Origin of the sequence: Pantoea sp. Cr_R13, assembly GCF_029222565.1 — a bacterium.
In the GTDB taxonomy this organism is placed as follows: domain Bacteria; phylum Pseudomonadota; class Gammaproteobacteria; order Enterobacterales; family Enterobacteriaceae; genus Pantoea; species Pantoea eucalypti.
The window spans coordinates 417,988-443,775 of the sequence record NZ_JARHXL010000018.1; the positions used below are offsets into that span (position 1 = coordinate 417,988).

General features: G+C 52.8%; 26 protein-coding genes and 1 tRNA gene. 15 read left to right on the forward strand and 12 right to left on the reverse strand.

Features of this window, described 5'->3' with window-relative positions; all coding sequences use genetic code 11:
• Window positions 1-22: 22 nt before the first annotated feature.
• Window positions 23-1,000: an elongation factor P--(R)-beta-lysine ligase gene (gene epmA / locus P2R09_RS18875; protein WP_008925398.1), complete on the reverse strand. Its 978-nt coding sequence runs from the start codon at window positions 998-1,000 to the stop codon at window positions 23-25.
• 135 nt (window positions 1,001-1,135) lie between these two features.
• On the opposite strand from epmA, the gene P2R09_RS18880 reads away from it, so the two are divergent.
• Window positions 1,136-1,660: a lipocalin family protein gene (locus P2R09_RS18880; protein WP_275771935.1), complete on the forward strand. Its 525-nt coding sequence runs from the start codon at window positions 1,136-1,138 to the stop codon at window positions 1,658-1,660.
• Window positions 1,661-1,715: 55 nt separating this feature from the next.
• Here the strand turns inward: P2R09_RS18880 and P2R09_RS18885 are convergent, their stop codons facing one another.
• The 3 genes from P2R09_RS18885 to efp all read right to left on the reverse strand — a co-directional run bounded on the left by P2R09_RS18885 (window position 1,716) and on the right by efp (window position 2,701).
• The gene (locus P2R09_RS18885; RefSeq protein WP_003848302.1) at window positions 1,716-1,850 is read right to left on the reverse strand and encodes an entericidin A/B family lipoprotein; all 135 of its coding nucleotides are present in this window, start codon (window positions 1,848-1,850) and stop codon (window positions 1,716-1,718) included.
• A gap of 101 nt (window positions 1,851-1,951) precedes the next feature.
• Window positions 1,952-2,083 (reverse strand): entericidin A/B family lipoprotein, encoded by a 132-nt coding sequence (locus P2R09_RS18890; RefSeq protein WP_003848306.1) that lies wholly within the window; start codon window positions 2,081-2,083, stop codon window positions 1,952-1,954.
• A gap of 51 nt (window positions 2,084-2,134) precedes the next feature.
• Window positions 2,135-2,701 carry an elongation factor P gene (efp, locus tag P2R09_RS18895; protein WP_008925396.1) on the reverse strand — a complete coding sequence of 189 codons (567 nt, stop codon included), beginning with the start codon at window positions 2,699-2,701 and terminating at the stop codon, window positions 2,135-2,137.
• A 43-nt stretch (window positions 2,702-2,744) separates the two neighbouring features.
• Between efp and epmB the strand changes: the two genes are divergently transcribed.
• Entirely contained in the window at window positions 2,745-3,773 is a 1,029-nt protein-coding gene (gene epmB / locus P2R09_RS18900) for an EF-P beta-lysylation protein EpmB (protein ID WP_275771938.1), read from the forward strand.
• Window positions 3,774-3,826: 53 nt separating this feature from the next.
• Here the strand turns inward: epmB and P2R09_RS18905 are convergent, their stop codons facing one another.
• From P2R09_RS18905 to P2R09_RS18920, 4 genes are all read right to left on the reverse strand, one after another.
• The gene (locus P2R09_RS18905) at window positions 3,827-4,174 is read right to left on the reverse strand and encodes a DUF4156 domain-containing protein (protein WP_008925394.1); all 348 of its coding nucleotides are present in this window, start codon (window positions 4,172-4,174) and stop codon (window positions 3,827-3,829) included.
• Window positions 4,175-4,497: 323 nt separating this feature from the next.
• A complete protein-coding gene (gene groL, locus P2R09_RS18910; RefSeq protein WP_003848314.1) occupies window positions 4,498-6,147 on the reverse strand; it encodes a chaperonin GroEL in 1,650 nt (549 codons plus the stop codon).
• 49 nt (window positions 6,148-6,196) lie between these two features.
• Window positions 6,197-6,490, reverse strand: a complete 294-nt coding sequence (locus tag P2R09_RS18915) for a co-chaperone GroES (RefSeq protein ID WP_003848316.1) — start codon at window positions 6,488-6,490, stop codon at window positions 6,197-6,199.
• Window positions 6,491-6,719: 229 nt separating this feature from the next.
• The gene (locus P2R09_RS18920) at window positions 6,720-7,181 is read right to left on the reverse strand and encodes an FxsA family protein (protein ID WP_181405311.1); all 462 of its coding nucleotides are present in this window, start codon (window positions 7,179-7,181) and stop codon (window positions 6,720-6,722) included.
• A 328-nt stretch (window positions 7,182-7,509) separates the two neighbouring features.
• Here P2R09_RS18920 and aspA point away from each other — a divergent pair, with 328 nt between their 5' ends.
• From aspA to P2R09_RS18950, 6 genes are all read left to right on the forward strand, one after another.
• On the forward strand, window positions 7,510-8,946 hold the full coding sequence (aspA, locus tag P2R09_RS18925; RefSeq protein ID WP_003848319.1) for an aspartate ammonia-lyase: 1,437 nt from the start codon (window positions 7,510-7,512) through the stop codon (window positions 8,944-8,946).
• A 111-nt stretch (window positions 8,947-9,057) separates the two neighbouring features.
• Window positions 9,058-10,359: an anaerobic C4-dicarboxylate transporter gene (locus tag P2R09_RS18930; RefSeq protein ID WP_003848321.1), complete on the forward strand. Its 1,302-nt coding sequence runs from the start codon at window positions 9,058-9,060 to the stop codon at window positions 10,357-10,359.
• A 64-nt stretch (window positions 10,360-10,423) separates the two neighbouring features.
• Window positions 10,424-10,738, forward strand: a complete 315-nt coding sequence (cutA, locus tag P2R09_RS18935; RefSeq protein WP_275771944.1) for a divalent cation tolerance protein CutA — start codon at window positions 10,424-10,426, stop codon at window positions 10,736-10,738.
• Window positions 10,714-12,414 carry a protein-disulfide reductase DsbD gene (locus P2R09_RS18940; RefSeq protein ID WP_275771945.1) on the forward strand — a complete coding sequence of 567 codons (1,701 nt, stop codon included), beginning with the start codon at window positions 10,714-10,716 and terminating at the stop codon, window positions 12,412-12,414. Before cutA ends, P2R09_RS18940 begins: the two co-directional genes overlap by 25 nt.
• 62 nt (window positions 12,415-12,476) lie before the next feature.
• Window positions 12,477-13,055: a transcriptional regulator gene (locus tag P2R09_RS18945; protein ID WP_275771947.1), complete on the forward strand. Its 579-nt coding sequence runs from the start codon at window positions 12,477-12,479 to the stop codon at window positions 13,053-13,055.
• Window positions 13,056-13,162: 107 nt separating this feature from the next.
• Window positions 13,163-13,238: transfer RNA gene (locus P2R09_RS18950), tRNA-Phe, on the forward strand.
• A gap of 108 nt (window positions 13,239-13,346) precedes the next feature.
• Here the strand turns inward: P2R09_RS18950 and P2R09_RS18955 are convergent.
• Entirely contained in the window at window positions 13,347-14,285 is a 939-nt protein-coding gene (locus tag P2R09_RS18955) for a LysR family transcriptional regulator (protein WP_275771949.1), read from the reverse strand.
• A gap of 271 nt (window positions 14,286-14,556) precedes the next feature.
• Here P2R09_RS18955 and P2R09_RS18960 point away from each other — a divergent pair, with 271 nt between their 5' ends.
• The 5 genes from P2R09_RS18960 to P2R09_RS18980 are packed head-to-tail and all read left to right on the forward strand — an operon-like array spanning window position 14,557 to window position 19,808.
• Window positions 14,557-15,045: a nucleoside 2-deoxyribosyltransferase gene (locus tag P2R09_RS18960; protein WP_275771951.1), complete on the forward strand. Its 489-nt coding sequence runs from the start codon at window positions 14,557-14,559 to the stop codon at window positions 15,043-15,045.
• Window positions 15,035-16,117, forward strand: coding sequence for a thymidylate synthase (locus P2R09_RS18965; RefSeq protein ID WP_275771953.1), 1,083 nt, complete (start codon window positions 15,035-15,037; stop codon window positions 16,115-16,117). The genes P2R09_RS18960 and P2R09_RS18965 overlap by 11 nt, the downstream gene beginning before the upstream one ends.
• Window positions 16,118-16,133: 16 nt before the next feature.
• Window positions 16,134-17,366, forward strand: coding sequence for an MFS transporter (locus tag P2R09_RS18970; RefSeq protein WP_275771955.1), 1,233 nt, complete (start codon window positions 16,134-16,136; stop codon window positions 17,364-17,366).
• The gene (locus P2R09_RS18975) at window positions 17,350-18,615 is read left to right on the forward strand and encodes an ATP-grasp domain-containing protein (protein ID WP_275771957.1); all 1,266 of its coding nucleotides are present in this window, start codon (window positions 17,350-17,352) and stop codon (window positions 18,613-18,615) included. Before P2R09_RS18970 ends, P2R09_RS18975 begins: the two co-directional genes overlap by 17 nt.
• Window positions 18,612-19,808, forward strand: a complete 1,197-nt coding sequence (locus P2R09_RS18980) for an ATP-grasp domain-containing protein (RefSeq protein ID WP_275771959.1) — start codon at window positions 18,612-18,614, stop codon at window positions 19,806-19,808. The genes P2R09_RS18975 and P2R09_RS18980 overlap by 4 nt, the downstream gene beginning before the upstream one ends.
• A gap of 255 nt (window positions 19,809-20,063) precedes the next feature.
• On the opposite strand, the gene P2R09_RS18985 is transcribed toward P2R09_RS18980, so the two are convergent.
• The 3 genes from P2R09_RS18985 to P2R09_RS18995 form a co-directional block, all read right to left on the reverse strand.
• Entirely contained in the window at window positions 20,064-21,233 is a 1,170-nt protein-coding gene (locus P2R09_RS18985; protein WP_275771961.1) for a Gfo/Idh/MocA family oxidoreductase, read from the reverse strand.
• Between the two features lie 10 nt (window positions 21,234-21,243).
• Complete coding sequence (locus P2R09_RS18990) at window positions 21,244-22,161, reverse strand: TIM barrel protein (RefSeq protein WP_275771963.1); 918 nt, start codon at window positions 22,159-22,161, stop codon at window positions 21,244-21,246.
• Between the two features lie 150 nt (window positions 22,162-22,311).
• On the reverse strand, window positions 22,312-23,337 hold the full coding sequence (locus P2R09_RS18995) for a LacI family DNA-binding transcriptional regulator (RefSeq protein WP_275771965.1): 1,026 nt from the start codon (window positions 23,335-23,337) through the stop codon (window positions 22,312-22,314).
• A 326-nt stretch (window positions 23,338-23,663) separates the two neighbouring features.
• Between P2R09_RS18995 and P2R09_RS19000 the strand changes: the two genes are divergently transcribed.
• Both P2R09_RS19000 and P2R09_RS19005 read left to right on the forward strand, forming a co-directional pair.
• Window positions 23,664-24,707, forward strand: a complete 1,044-nt coding sequence (locus tag P2R09_RS19000; protein WP_275771966.1) for a Gfo/Idh/MocA family oxidoreductase — start codon at window positions 23,664-23,666, stop codon at window positions 24,705-24,707.
• Window positions 24,708-24,725: 18 nt separating this feature from the next.
• Window positions 24,726-25,604, forward strand: a complete 879-nt coding sequence (locus P2R09_RS19005) for a sugar phosphate isomerase/epimerase (protein ID WP_003855643.1) — start codon at window positions 24,726-24,728, stop codon at window positions 25,602-25,604.
• Window positions 25,605-25,788 lie beyond the last annotated feature (184 nt).

Sequence of the window (25,788 nt, forward strand, 5' to 3'; positions counted from 1 at the left end):
GTCATCGTTTGTGAATAACCGATTAGCAGCGATCCACCGGAAACGCGATCACGTCACTCAATGACTCCGCTTTCAACGCCAGCATGATCAGACGATCAACACCCAGCGCGACCCCCGAACAGGCTGGCATACCATGCGCCAGTGCATCCAGCAGATAAGTATCAATGGGATGTACAGGCAGGCCACGCGCCGCTCGACGCCGGTTATCCTGCTCGAAGCGCTGACGCTGCTCACGGCTATCGGTCAGTTCACGAAAACCGTTCGCCAGCTCAATGCCCTTGTAATAGACCTCGAAGCGCTCAGCCACACGGTGATCTTCAGTACTGATCTCCGCCAGTGCTGCCTGGCTGGCCGGGAAATGATAAACGAAGCAGGGTTTATCCTGACCAATCTTCGGTTCCACGCCCAGCATAAACAGCAGCATCAGTAAGGTATCGCGATCTTCTTCTGCGCGCGCCAGCTCGCCTTCACCCAGCTTCTCAGCCGCTTCACGTAACTGCGCTTTATCCGCAGACAGCGGGTCCAGCTCCAGATGACGGATAAACGCCTGCTGATAAGAAAGCGACTCTGCGCTGTCACACTCCAGCACCTGCTGCATCAGATCGTCGACTTCATTCATCAGGCGGTACATATCGTAATGCGGACGATACCACTCCAGCATGGTGAATTCGGGGTTGTGGTGACGTCCCGCCTCTTCATTGCGGAAGCTGCGCGCCATCTGGTAAATCGGGCCACTGCCTGCCGCCAGCAGGCGCTTCATATGGTATTCCGGGCTGGTCATCAGCCAGAGATCGCGCCCCTGCGCCGCGCCAGGCCCGACAAAACGCGTCTGGAATGGCACCAGATGGATATCGGTAATCGTTGCCTGACTCATCGCCGGCGTATCCACTTCCAGCACGCCGCGATCGGCAAAGAAACGACGCACTTCAGCTAAAATAGCGGCGCGTTTTAACAAATTGGCGATGGATGCGCTTGGTTGCCAGCTTGCCGTTTCGCTCATGGTGATGACTCCTGATACAAATTAGGGTGGGAAGTCTACCTGCAATGCATGTGGCAAACAATCTCGCGCCTATGCTGCCAATAACAGCGTTTCAGCTTCTATACTTAAGCGGTTAAATCACAAAGGAATCCCACTATGTCTCCATGGAAAACAGTTGTTGCCAGCCTGAGTGCTTTTCTCTCAGTCGCCTGCAGTACCACGCCGCCAAAAAACGTCACGGTCATAGATAACTTCGACAGCCAGCGCTACCTTGGTCAGTGGTATGAGATTGCCCGCCTTAATCACCCTTTTGAGCGCGGCCTTGAACAGGTAACGGCAAACTACAGCCCACGTGAAGATGGCGGTCTGAAAGTGATCAATCGTGGCTACAACGTTAAAAAGCAGCGCTGGCAGGAGAGCGTGGGCAAAGCCTATTTCACTGGTGAGCCACAGCGTGCCTCCCTGAAGGTCTCTTTCTTTGGCCCCTTCTACGGCGGCTACAACGTTATTGCACTGGATCCCGATTATCGCTATGCGATGGTGTGCGGCCCGAATCGCCACTATCTCTGGATACTGTCACGCACACCGCAGCTGGAGCAGGGCGTCAAAGAGAAACTGGTTGAACAGGCACGTCAGAACGGTTTCCCGGTGGAAGAGTTAATCTGGGTAAAACAGAAATAGTGCAAAAGCTGACAAGCCGGTACGAAAAGCATTTCGTACCGGTTGGAATAACAGGTTACTTCGTGCTGTTCTGAATCGCCTGGCCACCCGCTTCGACATCTTCACCGACGCCACGTGTTGTATTACACGCCGTCAGCAGAGAAGAGAGCACCAGTACAGAGAAGATTGCGGCAATACTTTTCTTTAACATAACAATGTCCTTTTTGATGGATGTAAAGTACAGCGCTTTAAGCATAGCCGGATTTACGGCAGTTGCTGCTGGCGGGACTCTAAAAAAGACAATCCGTTAGGTCATTTTGCCGCACGGGAAATGGCACCACCTAAGTGGGAGACGTCTTCGCCAAAACCGTGGAATGTGTTGCAGGCGCTTAACGCAGAAGAGACCAGCAACGCGAACGCGATTAATTTTGCCAGCTTGATCATTTTTTTCTCTCAGACAAGAAAAAGGCGCATCCGGAGATGCGCCTGCGAATCTTATTTCACGCGTGACACGTATTCGCCAGAGCGGGTGTCAACTTTGACCACTTCGCCCTCTTGCACGAACAATGGCACTTTCACCACGGCGCCGGTAGACAGCTTGGCTGGCTTGCCGCCAGTACCCGCAGTATCACCTTTCAGGCCGGGATCGGTTTCGATAACTTCAGCTTCGATAAAGTTCGGCGGCTGAACGGCGATCGGGCGACCGTTCCACAGCGTAACGATACACTCAGCGTTATCCTGCAGCCATTTCGCTGCATCGTTTACCGTTTTCTCTTCAACCTGGAACTGCTCAAAGCTTTCCGGGTGCATGAAGTGATAGAACTCACCGTCGTTGTACAGGTAGTTCAGGTTGGTATCTACAACGTCTGCGCCTTCGGCGGAGTCGGTAGATTTAAAAGTTTTCTCAACGCGAGAACCCGTCAGCAGGCGACGCATTTTAACGCGTGCGAATGCCTGACCTTTACCCGGTTTAACGAACTCACTGGATTCGATGGCATACGGCTCGCCTTCGAACATGATTTTAAGACCGGGACGGAAATCGTTGCTAGAATAAGTCGCCATGAAGGCCCTCTACGAAAATTGACACTGGTACTAAGCCAAAAAAATGGCACACATTGTAACCCTAAAAACACCTTCCAGAGAAGATTGGTTGCAGCAACTTGCGGATGTTGTCACCGAACCTGATGAATTACTGCGGATTTTAGCCCTGGATCAGCACACCGAGCTGGCTGAAGGTGCGGATGCGCGGCGTCTTTTCGCCTTACGGGTACCGCATGCGTTCATCCGCCGGATGAAAAAAGGCGATGCGCACGACCCACTGCTGCTTCAGGTACTGACCCGTCGCCAGGAATTCATCGATGCGCCAGGTTATAGCACCGATCCCCTCGATGAACAAAGCAACGTTGTGCCTGGATTGCTGCATAAATACCGAAACCGGGCATTATTGCTGGTAAAAGGCGGTTGTGCCGTTAACTGCCGCTACTGCTTCCGCCGTCATTTTCCCTATCAGGATAATCCCGGCAATAAGCGTAGCTGGCAGGCTGCACTGGACTATGTCGCCGAACATCCCGAGCTGGATGAGATCATTTTTTCCGGCGGCGATCCTCTGATGGCCAAAGATCATGAGCTCGCCTGGCTGATCGCCGCGCTGGAACAGATCCCGCATCTCAAACGTCTGCGCATTCACAGCCGCTTACCGGTCGTTATACCGGCGCGTATTACCGAACAGCTCTGTCAGATGCTAAGCGATACCCGACTGCAGGTGATTATGGTGACGCATATTAACCATGCGCAGGAGATTGATGAGGCGCTGCGTGAGTCGATGATCAGGCTGAAGCGTGCCGGTGTGACCCTGCTGAATCAGAGCGTGCTGCTGCGTGGCATCAACGATAATGCCCAGACGCTGGCTACCCTGAGCAATGCGCTGTTTGATGCCGGTATTCTGCCCTACTATCTGCACGTGCTGGACAAAGTCCAGGGCGCCGCGCATTTCTTTGTCTCAGACGACGAGGCACGCCAGCTGGTTCGGTCCCTGTTGTCACAGGTCTCCGGCTATCTGGTGCCAAAGCTGGCGCGTGAAATCGGCGGTGAGCCGAGTAAAACACCGTTAGATTTGCAGTTACGTCAGGAATAAAAACGGCCAGCGCAAGGCTGGCCGGTTGAATACGGTAGGATGCCCGACTCACACTATGGGCACTTATAAACCTGGCCAGTCATTTTGCTGTCGAGTGGCGCGAACGCGGACAACAGATTCTGCGTCGGGCTGGTGGCACCATAAATCACGTTGCCGCCCATCTCGGCTGCACGATTGCGCAGATCATTGGCCGCACCACGCAGTGCGCTGGTTTCACCGCCTGCACCGCTCAGCCAGTTGCTCTGTGAGCCGGTGATATTGCCCAGAAGCTGACAGTTATTGCCAGGCTGCTGATCGGTAAACGTCACACGCTGCCCCGCTGAAGAGAGTTGCGTAGAGCTGCTGCAGCCCGCCAGCAATAACGCGCCAGCCGTCAGTCCGAGCAAGAGGTTAATCCGCATTGTAATCCCCATTTATTATCATCAGAGTCGGGTGGCAGCGTAGCAGAAAAAGATCTCTTTTTTCTGAACATTCATTGCCTTAATCCCGTTATATCATCTTCATATTTCATACTGTATTCAGGCCAGCAGAGTGGCGCGTCCCGGTAACTTACGATAATAAGTCCATCCGGCGAGGCGGCAGCAGTCAGCATGCAGACAGCGGAAGATATCAAGAGGAAAGACGAACGATTGCGACACTACTTATACTATTTTCCCGCCCAAAAGAAAAACCCCCGACCGTTTCCGATCGGGGGTTCTGTGATGACTTAAGCAGTCAACGGCAATTACATCATACCGCCCATACCGCCCATGCCACCCATACCGCCAGCGCCGCCGCCTAAATCAGGTGCGTCGCCTTTAGGCAGGTCAGTGACCATACATTCGGTGGTGATCATCAGACCTGCAACTGAGGCCGCGTACTGCAGAGCAGAACGGGTCACTTTGGTTGGGTCCAGGATACCGAAGTCGATCATGTTGCCATACTCTTCAGTCTGCGCGTTGTAACCGTAGTTACCGTCGCCCGCTTTCACGTTGTTAGCAACAACAGATGGCTCTTCACCGGCGTTAGACACGATCTGACGCAGTGGAGATTCCATCGCGCGCAGCGCAACTTTGATACCGACGTTCTGATCTTCGTTCTGACCACGCAGATCCGCCAGCTGTGCTGCAACGCGAACCAGCGCCACACCACCACCTGCAACCACGCCTTCTTCTACAGCAGCACGGGTTGCGTGCAGCGCATCTTCAACGCGGGCTTTCTTCTCTTTCATTTCAACTTCAGTTGCTGCGCCTACTTTCAGAACGGCTACGCCGCCTGCCAGTTTCGCTACGCGCTCCTGCAGTTTTTCTTTGTCGTAGTCAGAGGTTGCTTCTTCGATCTGCTGACGAATCTGGGTGACACGGCCCTGGATTGTCGCTTCTTCACCCACACCGTCGATGATGGTGGTGGTGTCTTTGTTGATCACAACGCGTTTAGCCTGGCCCAGATCTTCCAGAGCCGCTTTTTCCAGCTCCATACCGATTTCTTCAGAGATCACGGTACCACCGGTCAGGATAGCGATATCCTGCAGCATCGCTTTACGACGGTCGCCGAAGCCTGGTGCTTTCACAGCAGCCACTTTCACGATGCCACGCATGGTGTTAACCACCAGCGTTGCCAGCGCTTCGCCTTCAACATCTTCCGCGATGATCAGCAGTGGTTTGCCTGCTTTCGCAACGGCTTCCAGCACTGGCAGCATTTCACGGATGTTAGAAATTTTCTTGTCAGCCAGCAGGATGAACGGAGATTCCAGTTCAATCGCACCGGTTTCTGGCTTGTTGATGAAGTAAGGAGAGAGGTAGCCGCGATCAAACTGCATACCTTCAACCACATCCAGCTCATCCTGCAGGCCGGTGCCTTCTTCAACGGTGATCACGCCTTCTTTACCGACTTTTTCCATCGCCTGAGCAATCAGCTGGCCTACGGTTTCATCGGAGTTAGCAGAGATCGTACCCACCTGCGCAATGGCTTTAGAGTCTGAGCAAGGCACAGACAGCGCTTTCAGTTTCTCAACTGCAGCGATAACCGCCTGGTCGATACCGCGCTTCAGATCCATCGGGTTCATACCCGCTGCGACCGCTTTCAGGCCTTCGGTGATGATAGACTGAGCCAGTACGGTTGCAGTGGTGGTGCCGTCGCCTGCAGCGTCGTTCGCTTTAGAGGCCACTTCTTTCACCATCTGCGCGCCCATGTTCTCGAACTTGTCTTCCAGCTCGATTTCACGTGCCACAGAAACACCATCTTTAGTGATGGTCGGTGCACCAAAAGATTTATCCAGAACCACGTTACGGCCTTTCGGGCCCAGGGTAACTTTTACTGCATCTGCCAGTACGTTCACGCCACGCAGCATTTTTACGCGTGCGTCATTACCGAATTTTACGTCTTTAGCTGCCATCTTTAAATATCCCTTAAATTCGTTTCGTTCAGTGAATTACGCGTAAAAATTACGCTTCAACAACGGCCAGAATGTCGCTCTCAGAGATGATAAGCACCTCTTCGTTGTCGATTTTCTCGGTTTTAGCACCGTAACCTTCATTGAAGATCACGACGTCACCAACCTTCACGTCCAGCGGCTTAACGTCGCCACTCTCAAGGATGCGACCATTGCCGACAGCCAGAACTTCACCACGGGTGGATTTACCGGCTGCAGAACCGGTCAGCACGATGCCGCCAGCTGATTTAGCTTCAACTTCTTTACGCTTGACGATGACGCGATCGTGCAATGGACGAATTTTCATTTGATAGCTCTCCTTTGAGAAGTCCAATCATTCAGTTTTGGGGTTGAACACCGGGCTGCATGGCTTCCGGCCTCGTGACCAGAGAGATAGGGCCGCCACCACCCACTTTCAAGGGGGCGGACAACAAATTTTTTTATCCGGATGTGATAAGTGATGACTTTTTGAACAGATGATGGGGTAAATAAAAAACGCAACCCGGAGGTTGCGCTTTCAGAGACTTAAACTGCGGTTAACGATCCTTGTGATCGTCATGGTGCTCAAGGCGATCGCTATTTTTACGCTCGAACTCGCCATCCATGGTATAGCCGCTGTCAGGGCCGGCACCCGGTCCACGCCAGACGCGCAGATGGGGCATCAGTTTCAGCGTCAGATGCTTCTGCACCGGTGGCAGCAACAGCAACAGACCCAGCAGATCAGTGAAGAAGCCAGGCAACAGCAGCAGGAAGCCCGCGATGATCAGTGACACGCTTTTGATCATCTCACTGGCCGGGCTTTCGTTACGTGCCAGCTTCTCCTGCATCAGCATAAAGTTCTTCATGCCCTGATTTTTGACCAGCGACACCCCGATGCACGAGGTGAACACCACCAGCAGCATGGTAAGCAGCACGCCCATGACGTGTGCCACCTGAATGAAGAGTGAAATCTCAATCCAGGCCAGAATAAAAAAGACTAATAACGGTATCCAGCGCACCGTACTCTCCTGTAAGTAGGGGCTGAACGGCAGCGTGCCGGTCAGCAGAAAGCGTTCATCCTGAGGATGATAAGAAAAGAGATGGGCACCCGCGCCGCCATTTTCAACCGATCGTATCAAATTTATCCTGCGGGGTTAATTTTGTAACCAACTTCACATATCGTTAACCAGACTGCAGCATTAAGTGATCTGCATGCGTGCTTTTCTTAAGCATCAGAATATGATCGCACACGCCCCTTTGAAGACGGATAATATGCCGGCACGGGCACACCACGACAAAATAAACACATCCTTTGTGATGGTTAGCGGCAACAATAAGAAGGTTATCATGGCGAACAACATTCGTATCGAAGAAGACCTGTTAGGCATGCGCGAAGTTCCGGCGGATGCCTACTATGGCGTTCATACTCTGCGTGCGATTGAGAACTTTTATATCAGCAACAGCAAAATCAGTGACATTCCTGAATTTGTCCGTGGCATGGTGATGGTCAAAAAAGCAGCGGCAATGGCCAATAAAGAGCTGCAGACTATTCCGCGCAACATTGCCGATACCATCATTAAGGCCTGCGACGAAGTGCTGAACAACGGCCGCTGTATGGACCAGTTCCCTGTTGATGTCTATCAGGGCGGTGCCGGAACCTCGGTCAACATGAACACCAATGAGGTGCTGGCGAACATCGGCCTGGAGCTGATGGGCCACCAGAAAGGGGAATATCAGTACCTCAACCCCAACGATCATGTGAACAAATGCCAGTCTACCAACGACGCCTATCCAACCGGTTTCCGCATCGCGGTCTACAGCTCGCTGCTGAAACTGCTTGATGGCATCAGCCAGCTGGCCGAAGGCTTCCAGCACAAAGCTGATGAATTCCAGACCATCCTGAAAATGGGCCGCACCCAGCTACAGGACGCCGTGCCGATGACTCTCGGCCAGGAGTTTCACGCGTTCAGCGTACTGCTGAACGAAGAAACCAAAAGTATTCTGCGCACCGCTGAACTGCTGCTGGAAGTGAACCTGGGCGCAACCGCCATCGGTACCCGTCTCAATACGCCGGATGGCTATCAGCATCTGGCTGTACAGCGTCTGGCGGAAGTCAGCAACCTGCCTGTAGTACCGGCGGAAGATCTGATTGAAGCCACCTCTGACTGCGGCGCTTATGTGATGGTCCATTCGTCACTCAAACGTCTGGCCGTGAAGCTCTCCAAGATCTGTAACGACCTGCGCCTGCTCTCCTCTGGTCCGCGCGCGGGTCTGAACGAAATCAACCTGCCAGAGCTGCAGGCGGGTTCCTCCATCATGCCAGCCAAGGTCAATCCGGTGGTGCCGGAAGTAGTAAACCAGGTTTGCTTTAAAGTGATTGGCAATGACATCACCGTCACCATGGCCTCTGAAGCGGGTCAGCTGCAGCTCAACGTGATGGAGCCAGTTATTGGCCAGGCGCTGTTTGAGTCAATCAGCATCCTGACTAACGCCTGCTACAACCTGCTGGAGAAGTGCGTCAACGGCATTACCGCCAACCGCGCAGTGTGCGAAGCCTATGTCTTTAACTCGATTGGTATCGTCACTTACCTTAACCCTTACATCGGCCACCACAACGGCGACATCGTCGGCAAAATCTGTGCGGAAACCGGTAAAAGCGTGCGCGAGGTCGTGCTGGAGCGTGGTCTGCTGACGGAAAGTGAGCTGGACGATATCTTCTCGGTACAGAACCTGATGTACCCGGTTTATAAAGCCAAACGTTATACCGATGAAAACGAACAGTAAGGCTTAACCGACGCTGGTTAACCAAAGGCACACCGCGATCAAAACGGTGTGCCTTTTTTTTTGGTACACAGCACACCCCGGTTTTACCGATTTAATGTGCAGGAGTGATTCATGTTTGTGGTTGAGCTGATTATCGTCTTGATGGCGATCTGGTTGGGCGCACGTCTTGGCGGCATTGGCATTGGCTTTGCTGGCGGGATGGGCGTGTTGATCCTGACGCTGGGATTTGGCATGGCACCCGGCGCTATCCCGTTCGATGTGATTGAAATCATCATGGCGGTGATCGCGGCTATCGCTGCGATGCAGGTGGCCGGCGGCATGGATTATCTCGTCAGCCTGGCTGAACGCCTGCTGCGGCGTCATCCGCGCCATGTCACGCTGCTGGCCCCGCTGGTCACCTACCTGATGACGCTGCTGGCCGGTACGGGTCATACTGCGTTCTCGACGCTGCCAGTGATTGCGGAAGTGGCGAAGGAGCAAGGCGTACGCCCTTCCCGGCCGCTGTCGATTGCGGTAGTGGCTTCACAAATAGCGATTACCGCGTCACCGATTTCAGCCGCGGTGGTCTTCTTCGCCACACTGCTTGAACCGCGCGGTGTCGGCTATATCACGCTGCTGGCGATTGCCATCCCCTCAACCATGGTGGGTCTCTTCCTGGCCGCGCTGGTGACTAACTTCTTAGGCCGTGAGCTGAAAGATGATGAGGTTTATCAGGCCCGCCTCGCCAAAGGCGAAGTCACGCTGCGCGGCGCCAGCCGTTACCAGGCAAAACCGGGCGCGAAAAAATCGGTGCTGCTGTTTCTGACGGGCATTGTGGCTGTGGTGCTCTATGCCACCGCAACCAGCGCCAGCGTCGGATTAATCGTCAATCCACCGCTGCCGCGCAATGAAGCGATTGTGGTGTTTATGCTGACCATCGCCACACTCATCAGCCTGACCTGCAAACTCGATACCAGTGAGATCCTCAGCGCCAGCACCTTTAAATCCGGCATGAGCGCCTGCATCTGCGTAATGGGCGTCGCCTGGCTGGGTGACACCTTTGTAAAAGCGCATCTGGCCGAGATTCAGATGCTGGCAGGAGATACGCTAAAAACCTATCCATGGATGCTGGCACTGGTGCTCTTCTTCGCTTCGATGCTGCTCTATTCGCAGGCCGCCACCACCAAAGCCCTGATGCCCGCCGCGCTGCTGTTGGGCGTGACGCCGCTAACGGCCATCGCCTCCTTCGCCGCGGTTTCGGCGCTGTTTGTGCTGCCGACCTACCCGACCCTGCTGGCCGCCGTTGAGATGGATGACACGGGCTCAACCCGGATTGGCAAGTTTGTCTTTAACCATGCCTTTATCATTCCAGGGGTAATTGCCATTGCGCTGTCGGTGCTCTCTGGCTTCGTCTTCGGTGGGTTGCTGTTATAGCCCGCTCATCGTGTTACGGATGGAGCGTGCTATCATCGCCGCTCTTTTAAACAGGAGTCTCAGGATGAATGCTGTCGTTATCCTCTGCACTGCGCCTGATCAGGCCACGGCAGACCATCTTGCCGCTTTAGCGCTGGAGGCCAGACTGGCAGCCTGCGTGACACTGCTGCCGGGTGCCACCTCCTGGTATATCTGGCAGGGCAAAATGGAGAAGAGCAGCGAAATCCAGATGCTGCTGAAGTGCGACAGCGATCATCAGCAGGCGCTGTGTGATTTGCTTAAAGAAGCACACCCTTACGATGTCCCAGAATTGCTGGCGCTGCCGGTTCAACATGGAGATAGTGAATACTTGTCATGGCTGCACCCATCTCTCGCTTAATTACGCTTCTGCTGACGCTGTTTATCTGTCTGCAGGCGCACGCATCCCTCTTTTCTAATCCGGCGACCAGCCGCTTTGTGCCCGTTGATCAGGCGTTTACGTTTGACTTCGACCAGCAGGGCGCTCTGCTTAATCTGCACTGGAAAGTGAAATCGGGCTATTACCTCTATCGCCAGCAGATCCACATCACGCCGCAGAACGCGACCCTCGCGCCGCTGACGCTACCGGCTGGTCAGCCGCATGAGGATGAATTCTTTGGCAAAAGTGAGATCTATCCGCAGGATCTGACGCTGCCTGTGATACTGCAACAGGCGGGCACCGGTGCCACGCTCAGCGTGACATATCAGGGTTGTGCCGCCGCCGGGTTCTGTTATCCCCCCGAGACACGCAGCGTACCGGTGAGTGCGGTTGCAGCCAGCAGCGCACCTGCGCCGGTTAATGCGCAGCCCAAGCCCGCTAATCCGCTGCCCTTTTCCCCGCTCTGGGCGCTGCTGATCGGCATAGGCGTGGCATTTACGCCCTGTGTGCTGCCGATGTATCCGCTGATCTCCGGCATTATCCTGGGCGGAAATCGCCACTATTCGCTGGGCCGGCTATTTGCGCTGGCGATGGTTTATGTTCAGGGAATGGCGCTGACCTATACGCTGCTGGGCCTGGTAGTGGCGGCTGCGGGCCTGCGTTTTCAGGCCGCGTTGCAGCACCCATACGTGCTGTTGACGCTCTCTGTGCTGTTTATCGTGCTGGCCCTGTCAATGTTCGGCCTGTTTACGCTGCAACTGCCCTCAAGCCTGCAAACCCGTCTGACGCTGTGGAGCAATCGTCAGCAGGGGGGATCGCTGCCCGGCGTCTTCCTGATGGGCGCGCTGGCCGGCTTAATCTGCTCGCCCTGCACCACTGCCCCGCTTAGCGCTATTTTGCTTTACATCGCGCAGAGCGGAAATCTGTGGGCCGGTGCCGGGACGCTGTGGCTCTACGCGGTCGGCATGGGATTACCGCTGATCGCTGTAACCCTGTCTGGAAATCGACTGCTGCCGAAAAGCGGTCCGTGGATGCAAACCGTCAAAGAGGGCTTTGGTTTTGTCATCCTGGCGTTGCCAGTCTTCCTGCTGGAACGAGTACTGGGCGACGTGTGGGGATTGCGACTCTGGAGTCTGCTTGGCGTGGCGTTCTTTGGCTGGGCGTTCAGCGTCAGCCTGCGTGCCAGCAGCGGTAAATGGCGCGTGGTGCAGATTGTCATGCTGGCTGCGGCGTTAATCAGCGCACGTCCGTTACAGGACTGGGCATTTGGCGGTCAGGCGGTACAGCATGCTGTGGCACCGCTGCCGTTCCAGTCCCTCCAGACGCCGCAACAACTTGATAGCGCGCTGCAGCAGGCACATGGTCGCATCACTATGGTCGATCTCTACGCAGACTGGTGCGTCGCCTGCAAGGAGTTTGAAAAATATACCTTTAGTGATAGCGCCGTGCGCGATAGCCTGAGCAAGGTACAGCTACTACAGGCTAACGTCACGGCCAACAGTGCCAGCGACAACGCGCTGTTGCAGCACCTTCAGGTGCTGGGCTTACCGACCATTTTGTTCTTTGATGCGCAGGGCCGTGAAATCCCCGACTCGCGCATCACCGGGTTTCTCAATGCCGCCGATTTCCAGGCGCATTTGCAGAAACTTACCCCATAAACAACACTGGACAGGTCATTGCCCGGCGAAATTGCCGGGCCTGCATACCAGAGGAGAGTCACTTGCAGCGTGAACAGATACTCGAGCATGCATTGAATGTGCTTGAACAGAACGGCCTCGCCGCCACCCTCTCATTGGAAACTCTGGCGGGAGAAACTGAATTAACGCTTGATCGGCTTCAGCAGTTCTGGCCCGATCGCGACGCGCTGCTTTATGATGCGCTGCGCTATCACGGTCAGCAGATTGAAACCTGGCGCCGTCAGATCCTGCTGGATGAATCTCTGTCGTCGGATCAGAAACTGATGGCACGCTATGAAGTGCTGAGTGAGCAGGTCAGCAAAGGCCGTTTCCCAGGCTGCCTGTTTATCGCCGCCTGTAGCTTCTACCCACAGCCCGATCAGCCCATCCATAAACTGGCCGAGCAGCAAAAACGCGGTTCATGGCAGTTCACCCATGACATTCTGGTGCAACAGGAGCTGGATAACCCAGGTATGGTGGCCGATCAGATGGAACTGATTCTTGAAGGTTGTCTGAGCAGGCTACTGGTGAAGCGTAATGTGCAGGATGTCGCCACTGCTCAACGGCTGGCGGAGGATGTCTACAGCATCGCGCTGTGCCGCAAAAATGGCGCGCTGGCCTGAGGTTTTACCCGCTTTGACTGAAATTCAGGCAATCAGTCACGTTTCCTGGGGTTTTTTAGTGAAAGCCGTTGACGACCCGCGGCCTTTACGGTTTAATGCGCCCCGTTGCCCGAATAGCTCAGTCGGTAGAGCAGGGGATTGAAAATCCCCGTGTCCCTGGTTCGATTCCGGGTTCGGGCACCAAAATTTAAAGAAACCCGCCTCTGGCGGGTTTTTTGCGTTCTGAGGCGAACCCGTTATCGAAGGTTCGATAGACTCGCCACATCCTGTGGCTCGCCCATCCCCTTCAATTCACTCCTCGTCAGGCCCACTCAGCGTCTGACTGCCGATATTCGTAAAATAGTCCCCCTGAACCAGTTCGCTGCTGACAAAATCCACAAATGCTCTGACCTTCGAGGATAAATGGCGGTTAGAAGGCCAGATTAGCGACATCGATCCTAATGGCAGCATGTATTCAGTCAGCAAAGGGACGAGTAACTCTTTTTCAAATGCTTCTTCAGCAACATAGACCGGCAGATGAGCTACGCCTGACCCATCAATGGCTGCCCGCAACCCAGCGTGAGTATTGTTGAATATAAGATCCCTGGGAAGGTCCAGGTTTTCAAAATCGGCAGAGAAAGCCCAGCTGGCGATACGGCCACTTGAGGGGTATTTGAAATGTATGCAGCGATGGTGGACCAGATCAGCAGGGTTCAAAGGGACGCCATGCGTTTTTAGATACTCTCTGCTGGCACAGACGACAAAATACTGCTCTCCCAGCTTTCTGCTCACAAGGCGGTTATCTGCCAGCTCACCACTTCTCACAGCGACATCTATTCCTTCCGCAATCAGATCCACCACGCGATCTTCAAAATCGATATCAAGCTGTATATCAGGGTACTTTTCAATAAAACGTGGAAGTATGGGCATTAAAAGGGAGTGCCCGAAAATTTGCGGCACGCTGATATGTAATCTGCCGCAGGGCGTGATACGCGTTTCGGCAATCAGGGCTCTGGCATCGCGAATCTCATTCAGGATGAACTTACACCGTTCATAGAAGACATTCCCTTCTTCAGTCAGACCGATGCTGCGCGTTGTCCGATGAAAAAGCCTTACCCCGAGTTCGTCTTCAAGTTTCGCCACACTCTTAGCAATTGCTGAAGAAGAGATGCCTGACACCCTTGCCGCTGCAACATAGCTGCCCAGTTCAGCCGTATAAACAAACGCCCTGAGGCCTCGCAGACTCTCCATACCCCCTCCAATTGTGGAATTTTTTTCCTTAGTGTAAGTACCTTTACTTATATTTACAATAATGTCACTGCATTTTAGTCTTGATGAACATGAATTGTTAAATCACCTGAAAGGCATTATCGCTTTTCAAATTTTCAAAACAGAAAGAGTACCTCCCCGGCTTTATTAATTTCGTTAATAAACTGGATAAAACTCTTTTTAGAAGCTTCAAAAAACTGAAAGCATGACTATTATTTTTCGGTCAAAGGAAACCCTTATATGGAGAAGCATCGTGAGTGAATTAGCACATACCCTTTCGCCTGAAACTGTTATTGATAATGGATTAGTTATCTATTTTGCTGGTTCAATCAGAGCCGGGCGGGATGATGTTCCTGTTTACGCGAAACTGATTAATAAGCTCAAGGGCTACGGTAAAGTTATTACCGAACACGTGGGCGATTACAGTTTATCTGATGGTGGTCAGTCTTTCCTGAGTGACAAATTTATTCATGACCGTGATTTGCACTGGCTACGCCATTCTCAGGTGGTTGTCGCTGAAGTCACAACTCCAAGTCTGGGAGTCGGTTATGAAATTGCGACGGCAATCAGCTGGCGTATTCCTGTTATCACGCTCTACAGAAAAAATGAAAAAAGCGTTTCAGCCATGATATCTGGCAGTGATGGATGTCGCCATTATGATTATCAGCAGGTTGAAGATGCCTTTCAGATTATCGAAAGTGAAATGGCGAAGTTAGGTTATGAGGTCGCCCATGAATCGTAATATTACGCATGCGCTGGTTAATACCGTAAATAACATCATGATGAATGGTAACGATGTTGGCTCACGCGATCAGGAGCAACGGGAAGTTCTCTCCACATTAACCAAAATCCGCCATCCTACAGAGCGATTCCTGGTATTACCCCACAGAAATAATAACGTCTTTGCGCAGGTTGCAGAAACGATGTGGGTACTCGCTGGACGGGATGATCTGCACTTCCTTAAACATTATCTTCCTCGCGCAGAGGACTATTCCGATGACTCACTGACCTGGCGAGCAGCCTACGGACCCCGGTTGCGCAAATGGAAAGGGAAAGTAGACCAATTGCAGGGCGTGGTGAATCGCCTTAGAGAAGACCCGCTGACAAAACGTGCAGTAATGAATATCTTTGATCCTGAAACGGATTATCAGGAAACAAAAGATGTTCCCTGTAATAACTGGCTGCACTTCATCCAGCGAGGCGGTTATCTTGATTTACATGTTACCGTCCGCGCGAATGATGCCATCTGGGGATTCAGCGGCATCAATTTTTTTGAGTGGAGCGTTTTACACGAAATTATTGCTAATACGCTTGGGTGGAAAGTCGGAAAGTTATCCTGGTATGTAGGCACATTCCATATCTATAACCGCCATTACTCGACTGCAGAGAAAATCAGCAGCATGAAGAACCCGGTAAGCATGTACGAATGCCAGATTAACCCGACCAAAATAACCACGTGCGCAGAAAATATTGATGAAGTGTTAGCACTGGTTTTTCAGGCTGAAGAGGCTTCACGAAACGGCAACTTTAAAAAATCGTCTGAGTTCGAGAAGAATATAGCCGATCCTTTTTTCAGAAAGGCCGCGACCTTGTTGAAAATTTATAATGCGCTGCAGCTAAATGTCGATCGGGACATTATCAATATTTACCTCAAAGAGCTGGGCAATAGTGATTTCCACATTGCCGCACTTGAATATCTGAGCAGGAAATGGAAATCCCAGGAAACACTTGCAGCAATCAGCACGATTTCGGATGAATTTTATCAGGCATTTACCTCGATGAAGAACCCGGTAAATAGCAGCTTAATCACTTAGTTTTAAAGGTCTCTGCGTGAAAACCACATTCAAGATTTCAGTGCCAAACATAAATCGTTCCAAACTATTTGTTGCATCGACAATATTAAATGCAACGGGTGGTGGATTGATCATGGCGTTTATGATGATCTACTTCGACAGAACGACAACGCTTACGCTCTCAATAATAGGCGTAGCTATTGCCACAGGGCGCGCCCTTTCCTCTTTAGTACCTGTCCTGATTGGAAGGTTACTGGACAGACTCGGTCCTAAGAAACTGTCGATATGGGGCGATTTTATCAGCGGCGCGGGGTTTGTCATGTGTCTTTTCGCCAGAGACCCTTTTACCATAATGCTGACGCAGTTTTTTACCCAGGCAGGATCTCATATTTTCTGGACGAGCAACCGGGGGCTGGTTTCACTGGCTTCAGGTGGGAAAGGGACTCAAACCTGGTTCGGACTCATTGCGTCGATCAGGAATATTGGTATGGGACTGGGCACCATATTTACTTCACTGGCTTTTTCTGTTGATTCTGACAGCAGTCTGCATTTTATTATTATTGCGTCGGCATCACTTTATTTTCTATCCTGCCTGGCACTTTTGATGTGGCATCCTGTCGCCGTGCAGACGGTAAAGAATAGCCACAAAAAAGCAGAAAGTCATAATATAAGAAAAGTGTTGAGCGATACCAGCTATCGCCAGCTTCTGATTGTTAACTTTGGCTTAGTCATTGCTGCAATGGTTATTCCGCTCGTAATTGTTATTTATGCAACCAAACAACTTGGCCTTCCTGCTTTTTTCTCAGGCGGACTGGTCATTTTAAATACGGCCATTGTGGCGCTAATCAGCACCCATATTGCATCATGGACAAAAGAGAACGATCCCGTCCAGAACATAAAACACGCTTATTATCTGAATATTCTTTCATTCATTATTTTCTGGTGTGCCAGCATAACTGTAAACAATCAGATAGTTACTGGTGGACTGTTAATTGTTGCGATGCTTATTTACAGCCTTGCAGAAATGTTATCTACGCCGTCGGTCAACATGCTAAGTATAAAACTAGCCCCGGAAGTAAATAATGGAAATTACATGGCTGCCTTCCAGATGACCTGGTCGGCAGGAATGACGTTGTCTCCGGCAATTTTTGGCTGGCTGCTGGATATGAATACTCATTCCACCTGGATAGTACTGCTCTTACTGACCGCAGTCACTTTTAGTCTGGGATTCAAAAATTTAAAAGGAGGAGTTAATGAATACAACTACTAATGGAAACGAAAGCATACTGGTTATTGAGCCGATCGGTATGGGAGGAGAGCTGCTTCTTAAGGCAATACGCGCACTGGGTTATCATTCAGTCGTCGCCACAACAGAAGAAGTCTATGACTCCATGCTGCAAGAAGTCTCAGGAATGATTGATGACCTCATTTTTCTGGACTTTTCAGTGCGCCAGCAGGCCATTGAGACGCTGGTCAGCGAAGCGAATAAGAAAGGCGTTTCCGGGGTGGTTGTCGCCTGGGAGTTTCTGACAGATATCGCAGCAGAAGTCGCACAAAGGCTCAATCTTTGCGGTCCGGATGCCTCGCTTTCCAGAGCCAGAAGAAACAAATATGACATGTACCGCACGCTGTCGAAGGCAGAGTGTCCGTTACCGGCACTGCTGGCGGTATTAACCGACAAGGATGATGTGCATCAACTTCCTCTGGAAGAGCTGGCGTTTCCTCTGGTGGTCAAACCGGCTGAAAATGCAGCCTCCTTTGGCGTTTCAGTGCTGATGGAGAGCAACGAGTTTCCTCAGGCATGTAAAGACGCATCACAATGGACACATGAATATCCACACGGTATTCCTTTCAGCAAAGAAATTCTGGTCCAGGAATATATTCCCGGACAGGAGTTTAGTGTTGAAGGCCTTTCCGTCTCAGGTCGATATGCGCCCTGGGGGGTGACAATGAAGTTCACCACGCCCGGCAAAGCGCGTGCAGAAACCGGACACATTTTCCCGGCGCCTGTTCCTGACGCCTTACGCGATGAGATTCTGAACGTTGCCGCTCAGGCAGTTATTGCCCTGGGCATCACGAATGGCATAAGCCATACTGAAATCAAATTAGACAAAGAAGGAAAGCCACGCGTTATTGAGAGCTGTTCACGGCCAGCAGGTGACTATATTCCTCGCCTTGTCGCCCTTTCCACCGATCAGGACCCGCTTGAAATCTATGCCCGCCAGGCCGTCGGCATGCTGGATAGTGACTTCAAACCTGCCGTGCCTAAACGCTATTGTGCCATTCAGTTTGTCCGGCCTGACGCCGAAGGTGTTTTAAAGCAGCTTGAAATTCCTTCCAGGCTGGAAAATGCATCCGTCATTGAAACCCGCTCTACCGTTAGTGAAAATTCGCCGGTAAAACCGGGGTCTACAAATATTGAACGTCTGGGATGGGCCATTTTTACCGCTGATTCTGAGCAGTCGATACTTTTGGCTATGGATGAATTTTCACAAAGCACCAGGGTCTCTATCGTATGAGTGATTTTCCCATACTCTGCATCCGCTCGCTGGATATAAGCCAGGCATCACCTTTTCTCGAAATGGCCTGGGAAACGATCAAAAGCAAGCACAGTGATTCAAGACTGCTGCTCAAAGATCAGCCTCACTCTTCGTCTCCGATGAGGCCTGATGCCACAATTGACGATACCCAAAGTGAGCGTCAGCCGGCTTCCGTCAGCCATGTTATTTCCTGGTCTATTCCCAATGAAAGGACCATTGAAGACATCACTTTGTCAGAAGGCGTCAGCGCGGTGCCTGGCCCGATTAATGCTGTATATAAGCTCTCCGATAAAAGAGCAACCAAAATGCTTTTTGAGCAATTCAACCTTCCCACGCCGCGCTGGGAACTTCTGGACCGCGAATTTACGCATGGCGAGCTTTTAAAACCGGGCTGCAGAGACAAACTTGAGCAGGAACTGGTCAGCCATATCGCTTTTCCCGTCATTCTGAAACCCCTGTGGGATTGTATGGGGCATGGTATTGAGATAATCAGTAACAAAGACCAGCTGATCAAGACGCTGAGTCAGAATCAGCGCAAGAATATTTTAATTGAGTCCTTTATTGATGGTGCGCTTGGTTGCATAGAAATTGCTGGTACGCCGGGGAATTACTTTTTCCAGCCTCCCTGTTATACCGGCCAGAGTTCAATGGGAGTTCGCTCTGATTTTGATACGATACGCGTCTGTCATCCTGGTCTTTTCAGCAAACAGTTAACCGGCGAGGTCCAGACAAAACTGATCCTCTTATTAAATCACCTGGGTTTCAATGGTGTCTGCTGTGTCGATTTTATTGTTACGGAAAACAGCCTTTATCTGCTGGAAATTAACCCACGTATTAGTGGAATCAGTTGCCTGAGCTCAGCAGCAAGCGGCGTCAATTCATTTGAGTCAACGTACCTTATTTCTTCGGGTCAATGGCAGGCGCCGCTTCCTTATCAAAGTCGTCAGGGAGCCGCTCTGCAACTGGGCGGGAAATATGCAGATGAAATCAGTTCTGTTATTCGCGACGAAGGCAATAACGTCACGGTTTACCGTGACAACATCATTACGGTAGACGGAAAAGACTCACGAAATATGATTGCCGGCGGAACGATCAGCAGCATTGAGAATGTGTTGCAATCTGTTCAGCATAGCTCGCTTAGCTTTATTGCTTTAACACTACACATGGCTTAGTCCCGCACAGTATTGCTTGCCGTAATCAGGAGCAGGTCTGCCTGGCGTCCCGCTTTACAGGCTGATATATCCGAGATAAAAAGTTAATAATGTCGTGTGGATGCAATTATCCGGTCAGGATGTTTTTTGTCCTGCCTGTTACGGCCCTTTTCAACGGGTGATAATTAAAATGTCAGCGGCAGTGCGCTGTACACACAGGTGACGCCGCTTTCCTCAACCCGTCTCTGGCGGGTTGAGGTTTTGTTTATCACGCCCTTACCCTTCCACCCACACCGCTCCGGCGTCCGCTGATTTCACGCACTGCGCCACCCAGCGCACGCCCGCTAATCCGGCATGCACATCGGGATACCAGAAATCCTTCAGAAAGGCAGAGTCGTGGCGATCGGTCGCATCCATTGCCAGTGCGAAGCGACGATAAAGATTCGACCAGGCTTCAAATAATCCCTCGGTGTGCCCTCCGCCAATGCGGTCCTCTTCCAGCGCGCGCGGGCTGAGATAGCCCATGCCGCGCTCCAGAATCCGCACGGGTTCGCCCTGCACTTCGTATCGCAGCTGGTTTGGCTGCTCATCCCACCACTCCAGACTGGCCTTCGATCCGACCACGCGGATCTTCTGCCCATGCATCGATCCGGCATTTACCGCCGACGCCCAGAGCGTGCCGACCGCGCCGTTGTCATACTCCATCATCACAAAGGCGTTATCCTCCAGTGGTGCACGCGACGTGACAAAGCTCTGGCGGGAACAGAGCAGACGCGTCACTTTTAACTGCGGCAACATCGTTTCAGCGATAAATAGCGGATGCGTCGCCAGATCGCCTAACACGTAACTCGGGCCAACAAAACGCGGATCGACCCGCCAGCGGGTGCTTTCACTCTGTAGCTCCACCGCTTCATTATGGAAGCCATGAGCAAACTGCATATTCACGATGCGGATCTCTCCCAGGGCCCCTTCGGCAATCATCTCTCTGGCCTGATGAACCAACTGATGCCCGGCATAACCATAAGTGACGCCAATAATTTTCTGCTTCTCACGACTTAGCTGCTCCAGCTCATCGGCCTCTTCGACCGTAAAACAGAGCGGCTTCTCGCATACAACATGTAGCCCGGCATTGAGTGCCGCCCGACAGATGGCGAAATGGGTATTGTTAGGTGTGGCGATCGACACCGCTTCTATGCCATCTTCGCGCCCTGCTTCCCCGGCGAACAGGCTGGCATAATCGGGATAACAGCGTTCAGGTGCCACACCCAGCGCCTGACCGAACTCGCGCCCACGTACCGCATCAAGATCAAACGCGCCCGCCAGCAGCACAAAGTTACCGTCACGCTGTGCCGCCGAACGATGGATATATCCAATCTGACTGGTGCCGCCGCCACCGATCATGCCCCAGCGCAGTGAGCGATTAGCCGCTTTTTTACCGTTAATCATGCTGTTGTCCTCAGAATCCGGTTGATCGGAGATAGTCCAGGCTGGCTTTAACATCCCGCAGGCTGGTGTCGGCATGGCGCGGATCACGCTCCTGTTCGATGGTGATCCAGCCCTGATAATTACGCTCAGTCAGCAGCCTACGCACCGCCGGATAGTCGATTGCGCCCTGCCCGAGCGGACACATCACGCCCTGTGCGCAGGCGGTGAAAAAGTCGAGTCCGCGAGAGAGCGCGTCACGCCAGATCTGCTGATTGACGTCTTTAAAATGAAGGTAATCGATGCGCGACCAGTACTGTTCCAGCGACGCAACGGGATCCATTCCGGCGTAATAGAGATGGCCGGTATCCAGGCATAAACCGGCGACGTCATGCGGAATGTCAGAGACCAGCTGCGCCAGCTCATCGGCAAACTCTATGCAGCCACCCGCATGCGGATGGATCACTGGCCGCACGCCATACTCCTGCCAGGCAATCTCGCTCAGAATAGTGATGTGCTGCATCATGCACTGCCAGTCATCCGCGGAAAGGCGTGGCGCTTTTTCTGACTGACCCGCATATTTCGCCCGCTCCGGATTGCCGAAGTCGATGATCACCAGATAAGGCGCGCTGGCTCCAGGTGTTCTGGCGGCTGTCGGCACGCTGGCGAGCGTGCGACACAAATTGTGAGTCAGCGTCACCAGCGCCGGAAAATGCGCCTCACTGACTAAATCATCAAAAATCGTCCCCGCCACCAGCGAAAGCGAGTGGGCATTAAGCTGCCGGGTCAGCTCATCGGCATTCACTGGCAGATAACCCCAGGGGCCGAGTTCGATGCTGGGGTAGCCAGCCTGCGCGGCCTCGGTCAGGACTTTGTGAAACGGCGGTAGCCAGGGATTAGCGGGATCATCCACGCCCCAGCTACAGGGCGCATTAGCAATATGAAAGGTCATGATATCTGCCTGTGCAGTGAGAACTGCGGGCAGTATCAAATAAAAATTTCATCCTGGACAACAATGAAAGTTTCATTTTTTGATAGAGATCGCGTTTAAAAATTGCGATAAATGATAGATTACTATCAAATATAGGCTAACCTGCTCTTTTTACAGGTTTTCACGCGTCACGATCTCAAACGGCACGGTGACCTGCGCAAAATGGTCGTGCTGCTCCGATCGGCTGTGGAGACAAGTATGTATGACCGCCTCTGCCATGGCATCAAGGCGATGACGCAGCATCAGCGTGATGGTGCCGTCAATCAGCGCCAGTTCATCACCCGGTAGCGGACCATGGCACAGCAGATCAATCTCCCGGCGCCCGCTCTCACGCAGCGCCCGCACCACACCCTCTATGCCGCCGCAGGGCGCATAAATCATCACCAGGTCATCATGGGTCTCCAGCAGTTGGCGGGTTGCCTGATAGCCACCCTCTGACGACTCATAAGTCTTTAACGGTTCCAGTACCCGCTGACTGATGGCCGACTCGCGCAGATAGGAGCGAAAACTGATCTCGCTGCTCTCCTGGCAGGTAAAGCGGTGATCGCCCAGCAGTACTCCGACGCATCCCGGCTTACGCAGCAGATGCTGCGCCATCCATGCGGCAGTGCGCCCCGCTTTCTGATTATCAATGCCGATAAACCCCGCATGCTCACAGGGCGAGAAATCGGAGAACAGCGCGTAGACCCGTACACCCAGTCGTGACACATCCTGAATGGCGTGACGAATCAGCGGATGATCCAGCGCCACCAGCGCAATCACATCGCTGCGCTGAGCCAGCTGACGCAGCGACTGCGCCACCGCGTCCACTTCGTGAATGTCATGCCAGCAGATTTCAGGTTCGCGGCCCTGTGGCTGCTGCATCTTAAGCTGCTGATTCAGCGCTTCGCCCAGTTGCTGATAAAATGAATAGCGGGCAGGCAGCAGGATAAAGCTCACGCGCAGTGGAGCCTCAGCCAGGGTCGGGATGGCCTGACTGTGTGCCTGCGTCAGGCGATAACCCAGCTCGCGCGCCGCCGCCAGCACCTTCTGCTCAGTCACGCTGCGAACCGGCGCACGGCGGTTCAGCACCCGGTCTACCGTCGCCACACCCACGCCCGCCGCCTGCGCGATCGCGGTCATCGTCACTTTTGACATTATCCTTCTCCCTGCTGCTATCGGTAGCGTTAGCTGACGGCTACGCTTTTAGATTCTGTTAAATAAGCCATCAACACTTTATCGTGACACGGCCATTTCCTCTCATTTTTTGATAGAAAGTCAGCGTTAATTTTGATCACCCTTGCAAAATGAAACATTCATTTCTTTCTGCATTCTCTTCAAAACATCTATTTGCTAAAACGGGTAAAAATCCCGCGCCGTTCGGATTGATGGGATCACATCATTAAAAGGTTAGAGCGACGACGGCGGGCTTTCTATAGTGGAGTCCTGAGCACCACCTGCCCGTACGTACAAAAGGAAAAGCTATGTTCCCTTCAACGCTTCCGGCTCCACGCATAACGGATGCCAGCCAGGTTCCACGACTGCGCTGGGGCATTATCGGGCCAGGCTGGATAGCCGATCATTTTGCCCATGCGCTGCGTCGGCATACCCGGCAGCAGATCACCGCTGTTGCCGCCCGCGATCAGGCAAAAGCGCGGGCCTTTGCCGACAAATGGGCAATCGGCCATGCCACAGGCAGCCTGGATGCGCTACTGGCGCGGGAGGATGTTGATGCGGTCTATATCGCTACGCCTCACAACCACCATTTTCCCGACGGTCTGCGTGCGATTGCCGCCGGAAAGCCTCTGCTGATTGAAAAGCCGCTGGCGCTGAATGCGCCGCAGGCAACGCAACTTAAACAGGCCGCCGCTGCCGCGAACCTGCTCTGTATGGAGGCGATGTGGTGTAACTTTGCGCCGAAGTATGACGTCATCCGTCAGTTGCTGGAGGATGGCGTGCCCGGTGAGGTCCACACCCTGATTGCCGATCATGGTGAGTTTTTCACGCCGGATCATCGCATTTTCAATGCCGATCTGGCGGGCGGCCCAATACTTGACCTCGGCAGTTATCTGGTGGCGCTGAGTGTGTTTGTGGGCGACGGTGCGCCTGACACGATCGTCGCCCGTGGTCAGCCCGTCCCGAATGGCCGCGTTAACGGTCAGACGTCGATGCTGTTTACCCATCGGCACGGCATGCAATCAGTACTGAATACCACGCTGTTCAGCAACACGCCAGGCGGTGCGGTGATCGCCGGTCGCGACGCCACGCTGGAGCTGGCGGGCCAGTTCTATGCGCCTGGTAATTTCACCCTGACCTCCAGCGACCGGAGGCACCGCCTGCAATGGCAGGAACCCACTAACCGCTATGAACAGCTCAGCCATGAAATTAACCACTTCGCCTGGTGTATCGGCCAGAATCGGATCGATTCGCCTGTCCATCCACTTGACCAGGCGATTATCACCCTGGCTGCGATGGACAACGTCAGGCAGCAGATTGGCGTCACCTTCAATGAAGAACAGCAACCTTAATGTGCCCGGAGCAGAAAGATGAAAATCGCTTTTGATGTGGATGTAATCAAAGATTTAGGCATCACCCGTATGGTTCATCAGGTGGCCGACTGGGGATACAAATATATCGAACAGTCGCCGCATCCGCAGATCAACCCGTTTTATAAACATCCTAAGGCCAGCCGTGAAATAATCACCGAGTATAAAAATGCGTTAAGCGCCACCGGGCTGGAGATCTCCTCGTTTATCGTTGTTTACCGCTGGTCAGGTCCGGATGAACTGCGCCGTCAGGCAGCGGTGAAGAACTGGAAGCGGATGATCGAGATTGCGGTTGAGATGGGTGTGCAGGTGATTAACACCGAACTCTCCGGCACCCCTAACGAACCGGAAATCTGTGAAGAGATGTTCTATCGCTCGATGGAAGAGTTGTTGCCGATCATCGAACGTGAAGGCATCCGCGTCGAAATTCAGGCGCATCCGTGGGATTTCTGCGAAGAGAACAACGAAACCGTGGATATCGTGAAGTCGTTCCGCAGCGATAACGTAAAGTATATCTACAGCGCACCACACACTTTCTTCTATGACAAAGGCAAAGGGGATGTGAAACCGATGCTGGAGTACGCGGGTGACGATCTGTCGCACATGCTGATCGCCGATACCATGAACCATACAAAACACTGTCGCTATATCGTTAACCCGCCAGGCGTGGATGCCACCATCCACCAGCATGTTGGCGTGGGCGAAGGCGAAGTGGACTTCGATACCCTTTTCAAAACGCTGCGCGACACCGGCTTTGCTACCCGCACCCATAAAGTCGGCGGTGAACCGATCATCGCAGCGTCTCTGTTTGGCTATCCGGAAAAAATGAAAGTTCAGGCGATTGAAACACGCGAACTGATTGAGCGCGAACTGCTGTAAACCGACCTGCCGTGCAGTCATGGCTGGCTGCACGGTAATGTCTGTTCAGGACAACAAACGCCCCGCCTGACACACTTTTATTCACTTTTCTCTGATGCCGCGACCCGCCTGAGCTCGCCCCGTTTTAGCACACCTTCGCACAGCCAGCAGAGTTAAACCCCCTTTGCAGCACCTGCTACACTCC

Bases quoted from the DNA above. Each gene is read 5' to 3' on its own strand.
- P2R09_RS18905 (WP_008925394.1), bottom strand. From the start codon at position 4,174: ATGCGGATTAACCTCTTGCTCGGACTGACGGCTGGCGCGTTATTGCTG.
- P2R09_RS18890 (WP_003848306.1), bottom strand. From the start codon at position 2,083: ATGATCAAGCTGGCAAAATTAATCGCGTTCGCGTTGCTGGTCTCTTCT.
- P2R09_RS18990 (WP_275771963.1), bottom strand. From the start codon at position 22,161: ATGACCTTTCATATTGCTAATGCGCCCTGTAGCTGGGGCGTGGATGAT.
- P2R09_RS18975 (WP_275771957.1), top strand. From the start codon at position 17,350: ATGAATACAACTACTAATGGAAACGAAAGCATACTGGTTATTGAGCCG.
- P2R09_RS18915 (WP_003848316.1), bottom strand. From the start codon at position 6,490: ATGAAAATTCGTCCATTGCACGATCGCGTCATCGTCAAGCGTAAAGAA.
- P2R09_RS18940 (WP_275771945.1), top strand. From the start codon at position 10,714: ATGGCTGCACCCATCTCTCGCTTAATTACGCTTCTGCTGACGCTGTTT.
- P2R09_RS18880 (WP_275771935.1), top strand. From the start codon at position 1,136: ATGTCTCCATGGAAAACAGTTGTTGCCAGCCTGAGTGCTTTTCTCTCA.
- P2R09_RS18985 (WP_275771961.1), bottom strand. From the start codon at position 21,233: ATGATTAACGGTAAAAAAGCGGCTAATCGCTCACTGCGCTGGGGCATG.
- epmB (WP_275771938.1), top strand. From the start codon at position 2,745: ATGGCACACATTGTAACCCTAAAAACACCTTCCAGAGAAGATTGGTTG.
- P2R09_RS18930 (WP_003848321.1), top strand. From the start codon at position 9,058: ATGTTTGTGGTTGAGCTGATTATCGTCTTGATGGCGATCTGGTTGGGC.
- P2R09_RS19000 (WP_275771966.1), top strand. From the start codon at position 23,664: ATGTTCCCTTCAACGCTTCCGGCTCCACGCATAACGGATGCCAGCCAG.
- P2R09_RS18965 (WP_275771953.1), top strand. From the start codon at position 15,035: ATGAATCGTAATATTACGCATGCGCTGGTTAATACCGTAAATAACATC.
- efp (WP_008925396.1), bottom strand. From the start codon at position 2,701: ATGGCGACTTATTCTAGCAACGATTTCCGTCCCGGTCTTAAAATCATG.
- P2R09_RS19005 (WP_003855643.1), top strand. From the start codon at position 24,726: ATGAAAATCGCTTTTGATGTGGATGTAATCAAAGATTTAGGCATCACC.
- P2R09_RS18995 (WP_275771965.1), bottom strand. From the start codon at position 23,337: ATGTCAAAAGTGACGATGACCGCGATCGCGCAGGCGGCGGGCGTGGGT.
- P2R09_RS18955 (WP_275771949.1), bottom strand. From the start codon at position 14,285: ATGGAGAGTCTGCGAGGCCTCAGGGCGTTTGTTTATACGGCTGAACTG.
- P2R09_RS18980 (WP_275771959.1), top strand. From the start codon at position 18,612: ATGAGTGATTTTCCCATACTCTGCATCCGCTCGCTGGATATAAGCCAG.
- P2R09_RS18885 (WP_003848302.1), bottom strand. From the start codon at position 1,850: ATGTTAAAGAAAAGTATTGCCGCAATCTTCTCTGTACTGGTGCTCTCT.
- cutA (WP_275771944.1), top strand. From the start codon at position 10,424: ATGAATGCTGTCGTTATCCTCTGCACTGCGCCTGATCAGGCCACGGCA.
- epmA (WP_008925398.1), bottom strand. From the start codon at position 1,000: ATGAGCGAAACGGCAAGCTGGCAACCAAGCGCATCCATCGCCAATTTG.
- groL (WP_003848314.1), bottom strand. From the start codon at position 6,147: ATGGCAGCTAAAGACGTAAAATTCGGTAATGACGCACGCGTAAAAATG.
- aspA (WP_003848319.1), top strand. From the start codon at position 7,510: ATGGCGAACAACATTCGTATCGAAGAAGACCTGTTAGGCATGCGCGAA.